This window comes from Haloferax sulfurifontis ATCC BAA-897 (genome assembly GCF_000337835.1).
Lineage (GTDB): Archaea > Halobacteriota > Halobacteria > Halobacteriales > Haloferacaceae > Haloferax > Haloferax denitrificans.
Genome location: NZ_AOLM01000012.1, coordinates 19035 through 33174, shown reverse-complemented (window position 1 = coordinate 33174; position 14140 = coordinate 19035). Strand labels below are relative to the sequence as shown.

Sequence of the window (14140 nt, the reverse complement as noted above, 5' to 3'; positions counted from 1 at the left end):
AGGGCGCAAAACGAGTCGGTGGCTGGCCTCAGCGCGACGCGTCCGACGCGTCGCCCTCGGGAGAGCCCTCGTCGGCGGAGCGGCCCGCCGCGTCCGACTGTTCGTCCTCCGGCGTCCCCTCCTCTTCGGGTCGGACGACCTCGACCCGCACGTCGTCGGCGGGGACGCCGACCCGCGCGAACTGCGTCCTGACGTGTTCTTTCGCCGCCGACAGCGCCTGCTCGCGGGTGTCGAAGCCGCGGGGAAGCGGCGTGTCGAAGGCGACGCGAATCGTCCGCCCGTCGATTTCGGTCTCCGAGCCGCCGCTTTCGACCTCGTAGAACTCGTCGCAGACCCAGACGTAGGGGGCGTCCTCGTTCGGCGCGCCGCGGTAGGTCGGCGCTTGCTCCCCCCGTTCGAATATCGTGCCGGTGAGTGCCGTGCCGCCGCCGTGACCGCGGACCAATAACATAGCCGGGCTAGGGGCGCGACACGGAAAAGTCGTACGCGACGGCCCGAGACCGCGGGATACGGGACCGCCCGACACGGGACCGAGCGCCGTCGCCGACGCGTGGCTTTTTACTCGCCGCCCGCAAGCGTTGGAACATGACCGACCTGGGGGACTTCAGCGACTTCGCCGGCGACGACCCCGACGACTCGTCGGACGCGGGTCAAGAGGACCGAGGAGCCGAAGCCGCCGGAAACGGGCGCTCCGAACCCGCCTCGGAGGGCGAGAGCGCGACCGCCGCGAGTTCGGCCGACGGGGACAGCGTCGACGGCGACGGTGTCGAAACCGACCGCGACGGCCGCGACGAACGCCGCGACGGCGGTTCGACCGGTACGACCAGCGCGGCCGGCGCGACCGACGACGCGGACGACCTGCAGTTCGACGAGTACGACGCCGACCCCGTCGGCGACGAGCGGGGCGTCGGCGCGATTGCGGTCTCGCCGGGCCTGCGCGTGTCGGAGGACCCAGACCGGACGGCGCTCCGGGCGTTCGTGACCGCGGGCAACCGCGAGCGCGTCCGCCTCGGGAAGTACCTCGTCGTCCCCTACCCCGACGACGAACTGCTGTTCTGCCGCATCGTCGGCCTGGAGTACGCCCAGGAGTTTCAGGCCGACGACGCGACGGAGATTCACGCCCGCCGGGCCATGCGCCGCCCGGCCGACGAGTTCGAGGAGCGCGATTTCAAGTTCATGGCCGAACTCGAACCCATCGCCGTCCTGTTTTCCGACCGCGGCGAACTCAAGCGTCGGATGGTCGACCGCGTGCCGAAACCGCAGGCGACGGTCGGCGAGGCCACCGACGCGACCCAGATTAAGACCGGCCTGAAGATACCCGAGGCGGGCGTCTTCCTCGGCCACCTCTCGGTCGGCGGCGAGAAGGTCCGGACCGCGGCCCGGCCGCCGACCATCGACTACCGACTGAAAGACGACTACACCGACGGCGACCCCCTCGTGTTCCGCCACACGCTCGTCGCCGGCGGCACCGGGTCGGGCAAGACCCACGCCTCGAAGAACATCCTGCGGCAGTACCTCTCGGGGGAGCGGAGCTACGAGATGGACGACGGCCGCGAGGTCGAGACCGCGGTCGTCCAGTTCGACCCGCAGGACGAGTACGCCCAGATGCACGACGACAACCCGGACATGGACGCCGAGACGGCCCGACGCTACGAGCGCGAGGGCGTCGCCCACGGCGGCCACGACGACACCGTCGCGCTCGTGCCCAAGATGGCCGGGTCGTCGTATCCGGGCGCGAACCACCGCGCCGAGCAGTTGGAGTTCACCATCCCCTTCTCGATGGCGCGTGACCTCCCGTGGCTCGTCGCCGGGAGTAGTCTCAACGACAACCAGTACCCGGCGCTCGTCGAGCTCCTGAACCGCTTCTTCCGGAACTACGGCGACTCGGGGACGTACAAGCAGTTCCTCCGGTTCCTCGACGACCCGGCGCTGAAAGAGGAGCTCCACGAGTCGGGGCGGGTCCACGAGGCGACCTTCGACGCGGTGAAGCGTCGGGTCCGCGGCGTCCCGAGCGGCGTGTTCGATCAGGACGCCCGCCCGATAACCGAACTCGACCACCAGCTCGTCCGCCCGGGCGGGCTGACGGTCGTGCCGACCTACCACCTCTCGTCGAGCCGGGCGAAAGAGCTGTTCGTCCTCGCGGTGTCGGCGCTTCTCATCGACGACAAGCTCTCGAACGACCCGTCGAGCGACCGCATCAAGGAGACGCCGGTCGTCCTCGGGATGGACGAGGCGCACAACTTCCTCACCGACGCCGACTCGGTGCAGGCGCGGAAGGTCATCCAGAAGTTCACCGAGGCGGCCAAACAGGGCCGAAAGGAGCGCCTCGGGCTGTTTCTCATCACGCAGGACCCACAGGACATCGCCGACCCGGTGTTCAAGCAGGTGAACACGAAGGTCGTGCTCAACCTCGGCGACGAGGACGCCATCAAGAGCGTCAACATCCCGCCGAACCTCGAAGACAAGGTGCCGTACATGGAGAAAGGGCAGATGGTCGTCTACTCGCCCGACAACTCGGAACCCGTCGAACTGACGGGGCTTTCGACCTGCGTGACGCGACACGGCGACTGACGGCCGCGACGCGGCGCGCCGACCGCAGTTCATCCGGGTCGGGGTGCCCCCGACCCGGCGCGCTCGCCGGGCGGCTTTTTAGCGGTCGGCCGAGTAGTCCGCGACATGGCCGAACACGTGCTCGTTCCGACCGACGGGTCGCCGCAGTCGGTCGCCGCGGTTCGCTTCGCGGCCTCGGAGTGGCCCGCCGCCGAACTCACGCTCTTGAACGTCATCAACCCCGCCGACGCCGACTACAGAGAGCGGGCGCTCAGCGGCTCCGAAGAGTGGTTCCAAGCGGAGAAACGAAAGGCGAGAGAGACGTTCGCCGAGGTGAAAGCCGAGGTCGGAATCGTCGACGCCGACAGGGCGGTGACCGACCGCATCGAAGTCGGCAGTCCCCAGAAGGTCATCGTCGAGGTGCTGGGCGGCGACGACGCCGACTACGACCACGTCGTGATGGGGAGCCACGGCCGGACCGGCGTCTCGCGCATCCTGCTCGGGAGCGTCGCGGAGGAGGTCCTCCGGCGGTCGCCCGTGCCGGTGACCATCGTCAGATAGGTTCGGAGCGATTCGAGAGCGGACGACTCGTCGGAGACAGGCTACCTCGCAATCTCGAACGTCTCTCGGAGCGTCGCGTCCTCACGTTCGCCGATGTCGCGAAGCGTCTCGAACGTGCGGTCGATATCGTCGGTCGTGGTTCGGTGGCTACAGATGGACAATCGAAGGACCGTCCTGTCGTGTATCGACGTCGTCATGACGAACGCGACGTCGCTGAGTTGGATTTCGTCTGCGATTCGCTGGTTGAGCGCGTCGAGGTACTCATCGACTGCGTCGTGGACGTTTGCATCCGCCGCGGCGGCCATCTGGAGGTCCGGTGGGGCGTACTGGAACGAGTACAGGTACAGGTTCGGTTCGTGGAGTGCCACGAAGTCGTCGGCGTCGCGGACGCGGGCGTCGAGGTGCGCCGTACACTGAACAGTCTGTGAGAGACGCGCCCGGTATCCTTCGACACCGAGGTGTTTCACACTCATCCACACCTTCAGCGCCCGGAAGCCACGCGACATCTGCGGGCCGAGTTCGTAGTAATCCAGTCCCTCGTAGGGGGTTCGAGCTGTCCCCTCCAGGTAGGAGGCGTGCATCGCGAACGACCGTTCCATCGCCGAGGGGTCACGCACGAGGACACAGCCGCACTCGTAGGGGATTGACAGCCACTTGTGTGGGTCCAGCGTGACCGAGTCCGCGCGGTCCAATCCGGCGTACTGCGGGCGCTTCTCGGGGAGCATCGCGCCGACTGCCCCGCACGCACCGTCGGCGTGGAACCAGATATCGCGTGCTTCGCAGACGTCAGCAATCGCCTCCAGCGGGTCGATTGCGCCGACGTTGATGGACCCGACCTGCGCGACGACGCAGAACGGCACGTCGCCGTCGGCCTCGTCACGGTCGAGTCGCTCGGCGAGGGCGTCCACATCCATCGTGAAATCGTCGTGACTCGGAACGAGTCGAACCGCGTCCGCGCCGAGGCCGAGGAGTTCTGCGACTCGGTAGATAGACGAATGCCCCTCGTGGTCGGACATGTATATCGTGAATCGCCCCGGGCGGTCGTCCGCTTGGAGGCCGCGAGATTTCGTATCGTACCCCGCCGTCGAACGGAGGCCAGTGAGAATCCCCGTCAGGTTCGCCATCGTTCCTCCGCTCGTGAACAGGCCACCGCAGTCGGTGGGATAGCCGATCATCTCGGCGACCCACTCGATAGTCTGCCGTTCGATTTCGGTCGCCGCCGGTGCCGGTTTCCACCCGCCGGCGTTCACGTTGACCGAGGCGGCGAGCGCGTCCGCGAGGACGCCCATCGTCGTCCCGGAGCCCATGACGTACCCGAAGTACCGCGGCGAACCCACGTGCGTCGAGTTCGGGAGAATCCGCTCCGGCCACGCGTCCAGAATCTCGCGTGGAGGTTGTCCCCTCTCTGGCAGTGGTTCGTCGAACACCGACTCGACCACGGACTGCGGTTTGCCCGGAAAGACCGGCAGTTCGTCTACGTGTTCGAAGTACTCCGCGATGATGTCGACCGTCCGATAGCCGAGGTCGCGAAACTCGTCGGGGTCGAAGTCAGATGGGTGGGCGTCTGCTGTGGCGACCATGCTAGACAAACGCACTCACGTACGATAGCCGTATCTCGTTGTGTCGGTTCGCCGGCACCAGTAACACGAGTGTAACCTGATGAAATGACTGGAACGAGAACTGCGAACACACCGGAATCGGCCGATTCACCCGGATTACAACGCCCTATCTGTACGCCGTCCGTCCCGGGAATCGATGGAGTTCACAGAGGTCGTGACGACCCGCCGTTCGATTCACGAGTACGCCGACGAGTCGATCGGCGACGAGACCCTCCGGACGATTTTCGAGAACGCCGTACAGGCCCCGTCGAGCTACAACCTCCAGCCGTGGGAGTTCGTCGTACTGCGCGAAGACGAAACCCAACAACTGCTCCGCGAGGCGGCCTACGACCAGGAACACGTCACCGGAGCCGCCGCGTCCGTCATCGTGCTCGGCAACAAGGACCCCGAGGCGCACGCCGAGACCGTCGCCGACGACATGCTGGAGAAGGGCTACCTGCCCAACGAGGAGGTCCGCGACGGCATCCTCGAAAACATCGCCGGCATGGCCGACCTCCCCGAACAGGAGCGCCGCGTCTGGACCGTCCGCTCGACGTCGCTGGTCGCCATGTCGCTCATGTACGCCGCGTGGGACGAGGGCGTGGCCTCCTGTCCCGTCGGCGGCTTCGACGCCGACGCCGTCCTCGACGCGTTCGACATCGACGGCGAGCGCTACGAGCCCGTGATGCTCCTGACGATGGGCATCCCCGCCGACGACGCCGGCGAGTTGCGGGCGGAGCGCAAATACCGCCGCCCGGTCGACGAAGTCGTTCACTTCGAAGGCTTCGAGGAGCAGTCGGCGGAGCCCGCGCCCGCGGACGACTGAGCTATCGACGCCGACGACGCTTCCGACGATACTTCCAACGACGCTTTTTTCCTCGCCGCGGAGGCGCGTGTCCGAGGCTGACGCCGCCGGAACGTAGAACGCAGAACGCGGGGTCAGAAGATGTTCGCCTGCTGGTAGACGCTGAGGCCCTCGTTCGTGAGTTCGTAGGGCTTGGTCTCCCGGGAGTGGTTCGCGTCGCGTATCTTCTGAATCTCGATTGCGAGCCGGGTCTCCCGGAAGTCGTCGCCGCGGACGTACTGGAGGACGAACACGGCGTCCGAGAGGTACTCGACGATGCCGTGTCGGGAGACGTAGGGGGTCGACTGGTCCGCCTCGGAGGTGAGCATCGTCGTCACGCCGGCGTCTTTCAGCGACCGCGTGAAGTTGAACACCTCGCTTCGGCGCTTCGAGGGGTGGTCGTACATCATCTCCAGAAGCGAGACGGAGTCGAGGACGAGCCGGTCGGCACCGAACTCCTCGACCAGCCGCGGGAGGTCGTTGCGGATGCTCGACAGGCTGTTAGCCATCTCGACGGGGTCGAGGTCCACGACGGCCAACCGGCCGTCAGCCTCGTGTTTCGAGAACTCCCACCCCTTCTCGTCGGCCGTGTCGAGGATGCGCTCGCGGCTCTCTTCGAGCGTGATGTAGACGCCGCTCCCGCCGTCATCGAGCGCCTTCCGGAGGAACTGCAGGCCGAACGTCGTCTTGCCGGTCCCGGCGCTCCCGATGGCCACCATGAGCGACCGCTCGGGGACGCCGCCGAGAATCATGTCGTCGAGCCCCTCGATGCCGATGTCGATGCGGTCGATGTCGGAGTCGAACTCCTCGTCGTCGAACGTCGGCGGGTCCGACCCCTCCGGGCCGGGGGCGAACCCGAAGTCGTCGCCGGGCGACTCGCCGCCGAACCCGCCGCCCGCGTCGGGCGTCGGCGCGTTCTCGAACGCACTGGCGAAGTCGGTCGAAAACGGGTCGTCGTCTGTCGGGGCGTCGTCGACCGCACCTCCACCGAACGGGCCGTCGTCGCCGAACGAGAGCGGTTCCCCCTCGTCTTCGGCCGCGTCTGTCTCCTCGGGTCCGCCCCGTTCGGTCTCGGAGTCGGTTCCACCCGACACCGACGCGTCCGGCGAGTCCGGGTTCGGGTCCGAGTCCGAGTCCGAGTCCGAGCCCGCGGCCCCACCGCGACCCGCCGGCTCGTCGGTCTCGCTGTCGTCGCTCTGCTCGCGTTCGTCCGGGTCCGCGTCGTCTGCGTCGGTCTCGCTGTCGTCGCGGTCGCGGAGCGCCCGCTCGAACCAGTCGTCGTCGTCACTCACGGGAGCCACCACCGAACGACAGCGCGGCCGGCGTCCGTGCCTGCCATCACCTCATGGTGGGCAGGCGTCGTGATGAACGTTTCCCGTGCGCGCCGGGTGAAGCGCGCGAGGCATCGAGACGAACCGAGACCGGGCGACGTGACGGTGGGCTTTTGCCCGGGGACGCCAAACCGCGGGGCATGAAGGTCGGCATCGTCGCACAGAAGGGCAACAGCCGGGCCGCGTACCTCGCCGCTGACACGAGCGAGGCGCTCGCAGAGGTCGACGCCGAGGCGGTCGTCGACGCGGCGACCGCCGAGGAGTTGGGCGTCGAGGGCGTCCCCGTCGAGTCGTTCGACTCCTGTGACCTCGTGGTGAGCATCGGCGGCGACGGGACGTTTCTCTACGCCGCCCGCGGTGCCGACGGCGTCCCCATTCTCGGCGTGAACCTCGGCGAGGTCGGCTTCCTGAACGCCGTCTCGCCCGACGACGCCATCGACGAGGTGTTGGCCGAGGTGGCCGCGTTCCGCGAGGGGGGCCAGTCGGTTCGAGAGGTGCCCCGCATCGTCGCCACGGGCGACGACTGGGAGATGGACTCGTCGATGAACGAGGTCGTCGTCCACGGCCCGCGACGGGGTCACGGCGGCGGTGCGAGCTTGGAAGTCCGCGTGAACGGCTCGCTGTACTCCGGGAGCCACGCCGACGGCGTGCTCGTCACGACGCCCGCGGGGAGTTCCGCCTACAACCTCAGCGAGGGCGGCCCGCTCGTCCACCCCGGCGTCGAGGGGCTCGTCGTCACCGAGATGGCGGCCGACGAGGGGATGCCGCCGCTCGTCGTCCCGCTGGACGCCGCCGTGACAGTCACCGTCACCGACGCGGCGTCGGCGGTCGTCGTCGGCGACGGCCGGACCCGTCGGACGGTGTCGCCACCGACGGAGATTCGCATCGAGCGGTCCGACTCGCCGGTTCGGCTCGCCGGGCCGACCTCCGACTTCTTCGAAGCGCTCGGCAAACTCGACTGAACGCCACCGCTAACTACTCCGCGAGTTCTCGCTCTCGTTCTTGGTCGCCCTCGCCGCCCGCGGCCTCGGCCCGAGGGAGCGGCGTCCAGTCGATATCGACCACGTTGTCCGCCCGGTCGCGGAGTCCGGTACGGGAGACGACCTCGAACGTCCGGTTTTCCGTCTCGCGGGTGAAAAGGGAGTGCGCGAGGACGTTCGCCACGTCGGCGCGGGGGATGCTCCCGCGGACGGAGTCGCCGCCCTCGCCGACGACCACGTCGGCGGTCGCGGGGGCGTCGGTGAGCGCGCCGGGCCTGACAATCGTGTGGTCGAGCGGCGCGTCCCGGAGTCGGGTTTCGCTTCGTTCCTTCGCCGAGAGGACGCCCGACGCGGTGAGAATCGCGCGGAGCGACAGCGGGAGTCCGCCCTTCGAGTCGCCGACGCCGATAGAGGACATGAGGACGAACCGCTGTGCGCCGGAGGCGGTCGCGGCGTCCACGAGGTTCACGACGCCCGCGCCGTCGACGAGGTCGCCGCGGATGGTTTCCAGTCCGGCGGAGACGCCGACCGCGGAGACGACGGCGTCGGCGTCGAGGACCGCCCGGCGGGCGTCGTCGGGGTCGAGGAGGTCGCCGACGACGACCTCGTCCGCGCCGCGCGCTCTGAGGTCGGGTTCGGCGTCGGCGTCGCGGGTCAGCGCCCTGACGACGAGGGGCGTCTCGGCCAGCGCGTCGAGGACGTGTCGGCCCGTCCGACCCGTCGCACCGGCGAGGAGGACGCGACCGCGATTGCGTGCCATACCCGCGCATGGGGGCGCGGCTCAATAACCTTCGGGAACGCGTCAAAAGTCCGGGTCGGCGGCGGTCACCGGCCGGGAGAACGGAGAATCGGGTCGGCGGCGAGTCGAATGTCGCGCGCCGTTCTGGCTCCTTACTGGCCCCAGTTGGCGACGACGCGGGGGCGCTCGCCGACCGGGAGGACGTCGATGTCCTCGTCGGCCGCGCCGCGCGCTTCGAGGGCCGCCTTCGCGGAGGCGTACGTCGAGAAGTAGCTGACCTCCTCTTCGACGCAGTCGATGAGCGTGTCGCGGTCGCGGGAGACGACGAAGTCGAAGTCGCCCTCGCGGAGCATCGTGAGGAAGTCGTCGACGTCCTCGGGCGTGAGCACCTCGTAGTACTCGCCGAAGGCGTCGAGCAGTTCCTGTCCGGCCTCGCTGTCGGCGTCGGGGAACTCGGGGTCAGCGAGGTCGACGTAGACGGTGCCGCCGGCCGGAATCGGGTCGTTCGCGGCCGACTGGGCCTTCTCGTAGGCCTTGCCGAACGTGGTCGCGGTGCCCATGACCTCGCCCGTGGACTTCATCTCCGGGCCGAGACGCGGGTCCGAACCCGGCAGGCGGTCGAACGGGAGGACGACCTCCTTGACCGACACCTGCTCGGGAATCTGCTCGCTCACGCCGAGGTCGGCAATCGAGTTGCCGGCCATGACCTTCGCCGCGAGCTTGGCGATTGGGACGCCCGTCGCCTTCGAGACGAACGGGACGGTCCGGGACGACCGCGGGTTGGCTTCGAGGACGTACACGTCGTTCGAGCCGCCCTCGTTTTTCTTGACCGCGAGTTGGACGTTCATCAGGCCGACCGTGTCGAGGGCGCTGGCGATGTCCTCCGTGACTTCGCGGACGCGGGCCATCGTCTCGTCGTCGAGCGAGCGCGGCGGAACCATACACGCGGAGTCGCCGGAGTGGACGCCCGCGGCCTCGACGTGTTCCATCACGCCGCCGATGAGGACGTCTTCGCCGTCGGAGACGGCGTCCACGTCGAGTTCGACGCCGTCGGCGAGGAACTCGTCGATGAGGATGGGCTTGTCGGGGGAGACGCGGACGGCCTCCTCGATGTACTCCTTGAGGTCCTCGTCGGAGTGGACGATTTCCATCGCGCGGCCGCCGAGGACGTACGACGGGCGGACCAACACGGGGTAGCCGAGGTCGTTGGCGAGGTCGAGCGCCTCTTTTTCGCTCGTCGCGGAGCCGCCTTCGGGCTGGAGGATGCCGAGGTCGTCCATCAGGCGGTTGAAGCGGTCGCGGTCCTCGGCGAGGTCCATCGCGTCGATGGTCGTGCCGAGAATCTCGCAGTCGACGCCGCGGCGGTCGAGTTCGGATTCGAGCGGGTGGCCGATGTTGACCGAGGTCTGCCCGCCGAACTGGAGCATGACGCCGTCGGCGTCGATGGCCTCGATGACGTCGGCGACCTCTTCTGCCGTGATTGGCTCGAAAAAGAGGCCGTCGGAGGTGTCGTAGTCGGTCGACACCGTCTCGGGGTTGTTGTTGACGACGTGCGCGTCGATGCCCATGTCGCGGAGCGCCTGCACCGCGTGGACCGAACAGTAGTCGAACTCGACGCCCTGCCCGATGCGGATGGGGCCGCCGCCGACGACGACGACGCTCTCCATGTCGCGGTCGACGCGGAGTTCGTTACCCGCCGAGTCGCCCTCGAAGGGGCCGCGGAAGAACTCGGGCTTGCGCGCGGAGTAGTAGTACGGCGTCTGCGCGGCGAACTCGCCGGCGCAGGTGTCGACCTGCTTGTAGGTGCGGCCGGGGACGTTCTGTTCGACCTCGCCGACGCTCGTGCCGGTCGCCGCGGCGATGCTGGCGTTGGTGTGGCCGGCGGAGGCGGCGGCGGCGAAGTCGCCCTCGGAGGCGGCCTCGACCGCCTCGACGACGCGGCCGAAGCGCTCGACGTACCACTCGTGGATGTCGGTCAGTTCGACCACGTCCTCCGTGGTGTAGCCGCGCTCGAACGCCTCGAAGATGGCGTACGGACGGTCGGGCGTCGGCGTTTCGAGGTAGTCGGCTTCGAGCTCCTCGTCGGACACCTCGTCCCAGTCGGCGGCGGGGTCGTACTCGGACGACCGAAGCGCCTTCAGAAGCGACTCCTCGAAAGTGCGCCCGATGGACATCGCCTCGCCGGTGGACTTCATGGCCGTCGAGAGCTCGAAGTCAACGTCGGTGAACTTGTCCTTGGGCCACCGCGGCACCTTCGTGACCACGTAGTCGATTGCGGGCTCGAAGGCGGCGGTGGTCTCGCCGGTGATTTCGTTGGTAATCTCGTGGAGGCGCTTGCCGAGGGCGACCTTCGCCGTGACGCGGGCGATGGGGTAGCCGGTCGCCTTCGAGGCGAGCGCCGACGACCGCGAGACGCGCGGGTTCACTTCGACGACGCGGTACTCGCCGCCGGGGGTGCCGTCGTCGTGCCACGCGAACTGGATGTTACAGCCGCCCTGAATGCCGAGTTCGCGGATGACTCCGAGCGCGGCGTCGCGCATCTCCTGGTGGCCCTCGTCGGGGATGACCTGCGAGGGCGTGACGACGGTGGACTCGCCGGTGTGAATCCCCATCGGGTCGATGTTCTCCATGTTGCAGATGATGATACACGAGTCGTCGGCGTCGCGCATCACCTCGTATTCGAGTTCGACCCAGCCGGAGATGGACTCCGTGATGAGGACTTCGCTGTTGCGCGAGAGGCGCAGGCCCTTGCGGACGCGGGAGACGAGTTCGTCCATCTCGTGGACGACGCCCGACCCGGAGCCGCCGAGCGTGTACGTCGTCCGCGAGATTACCGGCAGGCCGCCGACGGCGTCGACGGAGTCTTCGACGCGCTCTTCGAGGGCTTCTTCGGTGATGTTCTCGACCGCCTCGCCTTCCTCCAGCGAGATGGTCGTCGACTTCGGGACGGGCTGGCCGATTTTCTCCATGCGCTGGCGGAACAGGTCGCGGTCCTCCGTCGCGTAGATGGTGTCGAGCGGCGTGCCCATGATGTCCACGTCGAACTCCTCTAAGACGCCCTCCTCCGCGAGTTCGGCCGTGACGTTGAGGCCGGTCTGCCCGCCAAGTCCGGCGATGACGCCGTCGGGGCGCTCGCGCTCGATAATCTCGGAGATGGCCTCGGTCGTGATGGGCTCGATGTAGACCTTGTCGGCCATCTCGGGGTCGGTCATGATGGTCGCGGGGTTCGAGTTGACGAGGACAACTCGCGCGCCTTCCTCTCGGAGCGCGCGGCAGGCCTGCGCGCCGGAGTAGTCGAATTCCGCCGCCTGTCCGATCTGGATCGGGCCGCTTCCGATGAGCAGAATCGTCCGGTCCTCTGTGGTTTCCTGAGACCCGGTCGAAGTGTCCTCGTCAGTCATCGTCGGAATCCAATCCGCACATCGTAATAAGTCCGGCGAAAAATTACGAGGTCCGAAACTCGATTGCGAATTTCGAAAAGCTCGCCGAACGACCGTGTCGCGGCCGGGGAAGGCTTTTGAGGGGTATCTGAGTAGCGGCTACGCATGCCCGCGGTATTCACCACACCGCCGCCGCTCGACGCCGGGAGCCGGGTGGCGGTCGTCGCGCCGTCGCGGCCCATCGACGAATCGCATTTGGACCGTGCGTGCGCGCGACTCCGCGACGTGTTCTCGCTCGACCCGGTCGTCTTCGAGTCGGCCCGGCGCGACTGGGAGTGGCTCCGGGACAACCCGGCGGCGCGGGCGGCGGACGTGATGGAGGCCTTCGAGGACCCGTCGATACGCGGCGTCATCGCGGTCACCGGCGGCGACGACCAACTGCGGGTGCTCCCGCATCTCGACCCGACCAGACTGACCGCGTCGCCGACGCGGTTCTTCGGCTTCAGCGACAACGACAACCTCCGGCTGTTCCTCTGGAACCACGGCGTCGTGAGCTACGGCGCGACGCTCCACCCGACGCTCACCGTGGACCCGGAGTTGCACCCGTACGTCGAGCGCTACCTCCGGCGGGCGTTCTTCGAGCGCTCCATCGGCGTCGTCGAACCCGCGCCCGAGTGGACCGACGACTGGTTCGACTTCGACACCGAAGCACCGCGGGAGTGGCGCGACAATCCGGGTCGGACGTGGCGGGGCGACGAGCGCGTGACCGGGCGACTCTGGGGCGGCAACTTCAGCGTCGTGAAGTGGCACCTCCAGACGGGGCGTTACCTCCCCGACCCCGACGACCTCGAGGGCGCGGTGCTCGCGCTCGAAACCTCGGAGGACGTGCCGCTCCCGCGCGAGGTCCGCTACACCCTGCGGGCGATGGGCGAACGCGGGCTGTTAGAACGCTTCGACGGCCTCCTGATGGGTCGGCCGCGGACGTACTCGCCCGGGCTAGAGTGGGAGCCGCCGGCCGACTACGGCGCACAGCTTCGCGCGGAGGTGCTGTCGGTCCTCGACGCGTACAACCCCGACGCGACGGCGGTGTTCGACGTGGAGTTCGGCCACGCCGACCCGGCGGTGCCGCTCCCGCTCGGCGCGAAGGCGACGCTGGACCCGGCGGTCGGCCGGCTTCGAATCGACTGAAAAGCGGGGCGTTCCCGCCCGGGCGCTACATGTACGGTTCGGGGTCGAGGTCGCGCTGGGCGCGGTACTGGTCGACGAACTCGCTCACGTCGAACTGGAGCATCTTCGACTCGAACTCCGAGACGACGTCGTCGTCGTCGGCGTGGCTGACGGCGTGTTCCATGAGTTCCACGACGAGTTCGACGATTATCTCGTGGAGCCTTCGAGAATCGAAATCGGTCACCCAGACGATGCCCGCGCCGAGTTCGCCGTCCTCGGAGACGTCCTCGGAGACGACGGCCTCGGGGAACTCCTCCAAGACGATGCCCATGAGGTGGGCCGTCCCGAACTCGGGCATGTCGTCGCTCGTGGTCTCGATGGTCTCCTGGAGGATTTCGACGAGGAACTCCGGGAGGAAGCGGTCGGGCGGGTGGACGTCCATGACGACGGCGTGGCTGTCGCCGCACGGACAGTCGAACTCCCGTTTGCCCAAGTCGAGTTCCCGGACGCGCTTCGTCTCGCCGCAGGGGAGGTCCAAGACGGCCCCGCGGCCGCCGGGAACGCTCGGTTCAGACATACCCGTGGGTTGCGGTTCTCGCCGTTTAAACGTCGCGTTCTTCGGAATCGGCGCGCGCAGAACGAGATAACACGGAAGGTCAGTCGCGGTCGGTCGGTCCGTCGTACTGTCGGCGAAAAACGGCGGCGGCTCGATGCGAAACGCGCGGCGGGCGTCCCCTCAGCGACGGCCCGAGACGTAGACGATGGGACCGACGATGAGGAGCGTGATGCCGAGGAACAGATAGTGCGGCTTGGCCAGCGTCACCGGGGTCAGAAGGAAGATGAGCCCGAACAGCGTGGCGTTGATGCCGAGGACGTGCCGGGACTTCAGCGGTAGGGTTCCGACCGTCGACAGGATGAACACGAGCAACAGCGCCTGCCCGATGTTGTAGTCGAGCAGGAAGGTGTCTACGAGCTGAAGGGGAAGCATCT

The 14140-nt window shown here is 67.9% G+C and carries 12 protein-coding genes; 5 read left to right on the top strand and 7 right to left on the bottom strand.

Annotation, left to right across the window (positions count from 1 at the left end; genetic code table 11):
* Nucleotides 1–28: 28 nt before the first annotated feature.
* Entirely contained in the window at nt 29–451 is a 423-nt protein-coding gene (locus C441_RS07205; RefSeq protein WP_007274520.1) for a DUF7113 family protein, read from the bottom strand.
* 134 nt (nt 452–585) lie between these two features.
* On the opposite strand from C441_RS07205, the gene C441_RS07200 reads away from it, so the two are divergent.
* Both C441_RS07200 and C441_RS07195 read left to right on the top strand, forming a co-directional pair.
* Nucleotides 586–2571, top strand: a complete 1986-nt coding sequence (locus C441_RS07200; protein ID WP_007274519.1) for an ATP-binding protein — start codon at nt 586–588, stop codon at nt 2569–2571.
* A 105-nt stretch (nt 2572–2676) separates the two neighbouring features.
* Nucleotides 2677–3111, top strand: a complete 435-nt coding sequence (locus C441_RS07195; protein WP_007274518.1) for a universal stress protein — start codon at nt 2677–2679, stop codon at nt 3109–3111.
* A gap of 41 nt (nt 3112–3152) precedes the next feature.
* On the opposite strand, the gene C441_RS07190 is transcribed toward C441_RS07195, so the two are convergent.
* Nucleotides 3153–4691, bottom strand: coding sequence for a pyridoxal phosphate-dependent decarboxylase family protein (locus C441_RS07190; RefSeq protein WP_007274517.1), 1539 nt, complete (start codon nt 4689–4691; stop codon nt 3153–3155).
* Nucleotides 4692–4866: 175 nt separating this feature from the next.
* On the opposite strand from C441_RS07190, the gene C441_RS07185 reads away from it, so the two are divergent.
* Nucleotides 4867–5535: a nitroreductase family protein gene (locus tag C441_RS07185; RefSeq protein ID WP_007274516.1), complete on the top strand. Its 669-nt coding sequence runs from the start codon at nt 4867–4869 to the stop codon at nt 5533–5535.
* 113 nt (nt 5536–5648) lie between these two features.
* Here the strand turns inward: C441_RS07185 and C441_RS07180 are convergent, their stop codons facing one another.
* Nucleotides 5649–6845: a KaiC domain-containing protein gene (locus tag C441_RS07180; RefSeq protein WP_007274515.1), complete on the bottom strand. Its 1197-nt coding sequence runs from the start codon at nt 6843–6845 to the stop codon at nt 5649–5651.
* Nucleotides 6846–7024: 179 nt separating this feature from the next.
* Between C441_RS07180 and C441_RS07175 the strand changes: the two genes are divergently transcribed.
* Entirely contained in the window at nt 7025–7846 is an 822-nt protein-coding gene (locus tag C441_RS07175) for an NAD(+)/NADH kinase (RefSeq protein WP_007274514.1), read from the top strand.
* A gap of 13 nt (nt 7847–7859) precedes the next feature.
* Here the strand turns inward: C441_RS07175 and C441_RS07170 are convergent, their stop codons facing one another.
* On the bottom strand, nt 7860–8624 hold the full coding sequence (locus C441_RS07170; protein WP_007274513.1) for an SDR family oxidoreductase: 765 nt from the start codon (nt 8622–8624) through the stop codon (nt 7860–7862).
* Nucleotides 8625–8755: 131 nt separating this feature from the next.
* Entirely contained in the window at nt 8756–12004 is a 3249-nt protein-coding gene (gene carB / locus C441_RS07165) for a carbamoyl-phosphate synthase large subunit (RefSeq protein ID WP_007274512.1), read from the bottom strand.
* A 144-nt stretch (nt 12005–12148) separates the two neighbouring features.
* On the opposite strand from carB, the gene C441_RS07160 reads away from it, so the two are divergent.
* On the top strand, nt 12149–13171 hold the full coding sequence (locus tag C441_RS07160) for a S66 family peptidase (RefSeq protein ID WP_049920495.1): 1023 nt from the start codon (nt 12149–12151) through the stop codon (nt 13169–13171).
* Nucleotides 13172–13196: 25 nt separating this feature from the next.
* Here C441_RS07160 and C441_RS07155 read toward each other — a convergent pair whose 3' ends face one another.
* Together C441_RS07155 and C441_RS07150 are read right to left on the bottom strand one after the other, a co-directional pair.
* Nucleotides 13197–13727 carry a DUF5815 family protein gene (locus C441_RS07155; RefSeq protein ID WP_004969680.1) on the bottom strand — a complete coding sequence of 177 codons (531 nt, stop codon included), beginning with the start codon at nt 13725–13727 and terminating at the stop codon, nt 13197–13199.
* A gap of 159 nt (nt 13728–13886) precedes the next feature.
* Nucleotides 13887–14138: a hypothetical protein gene (locus C441_RS07150; RefSeq protein ID WP_007274510.1), complete on the bottom strand. Its 252-nt coding sequence runs from the start codon at nt 14136–14138 to the stop codon at nt 13887–13889.
* Nucleotides 14139–14140 lie beyond the last annotated feature (2 nt).

Excerpts from the sequence above, each read along its gene's own strand:
- C441_RS07205 (WP_007274520.1), bottom strand. The coding sequence starts at position 451 with ATGTTATTGGTCCGCGGTCACGGCGGCGGCACGGCACTCACCGGCACG.
- C441_RS07200 (WP_007274519.1), top strand. The coding sequence starts at position 586 with ATGACCGACCTGGGGGACTTCAGCGACTTCGCCGGCGACGACCCCGAC.
- C441_RS07195 (WP_007274518.1), top strand. The coding sequence starts at position 2,677 with ATGGCCGAACACGTGCTCGTTCCGACCGACGGGTCGCCGCAGTCGGTC.
- C441_RS07190 (WP_007274517.1), bottom strand. The coding sequence starts at position 4,691 with ATGGTCGCCACAGCAGACGCCCACCCATCTGACTTCGACCCCGACGAG.
- C441_RS07185 (WP_007274516.1), top strand. The coding sequence starts at position 4,867 with ATGGAGTTCACAGAGGTCGTGACGACCCGCCGTTCGATTCACGAGTAC.
- C441_RS07175 (WP_007274514.1), top strand. The coding sequence starts at position 7,025 with ATGAAGGTCGGCATCGTCGCACAGAAGGGCAACAGCCGGGCCGCGTAC.
- C441_RS07170 (WP_007274513.1), bottom strand. The coding sequence starts at position 8,624 with ATGGCACGCAATCGCGGTCGCGTCCTCCTCGCCGGTGCGACGGGTCGG.
- carB (WP_007274512.1), bottom strand. The coding sequence starts at position 12,004 with ATGACTGACGAGGACACTTCGACCGGGTCTCAGGAAACCACAGAGGAC.
- C441_RS07160 (WP_049920495.1), top strand. The coding sequence starts at position 12,149 with ATGCCCGCGGTATTCACCACACCGCCGCCGCTCGACGCCGGGAGCCGG.
- C441_RS07155 (WP_004969680.1), bottom strand. The coding sequence starts at position 13,727 with ATGTCTGAACCGAGCGTTCCCGGCGGCCGCGGGGCCGTCTTGGACCTC.
- C441_RS07150 (WP_007274510.1), bottom strand. The coding sequence starts at position 14,138 with ATGCTTCCCCTTCAGCTCGTAGACACCTTCCTGCTCGACTACAACATC.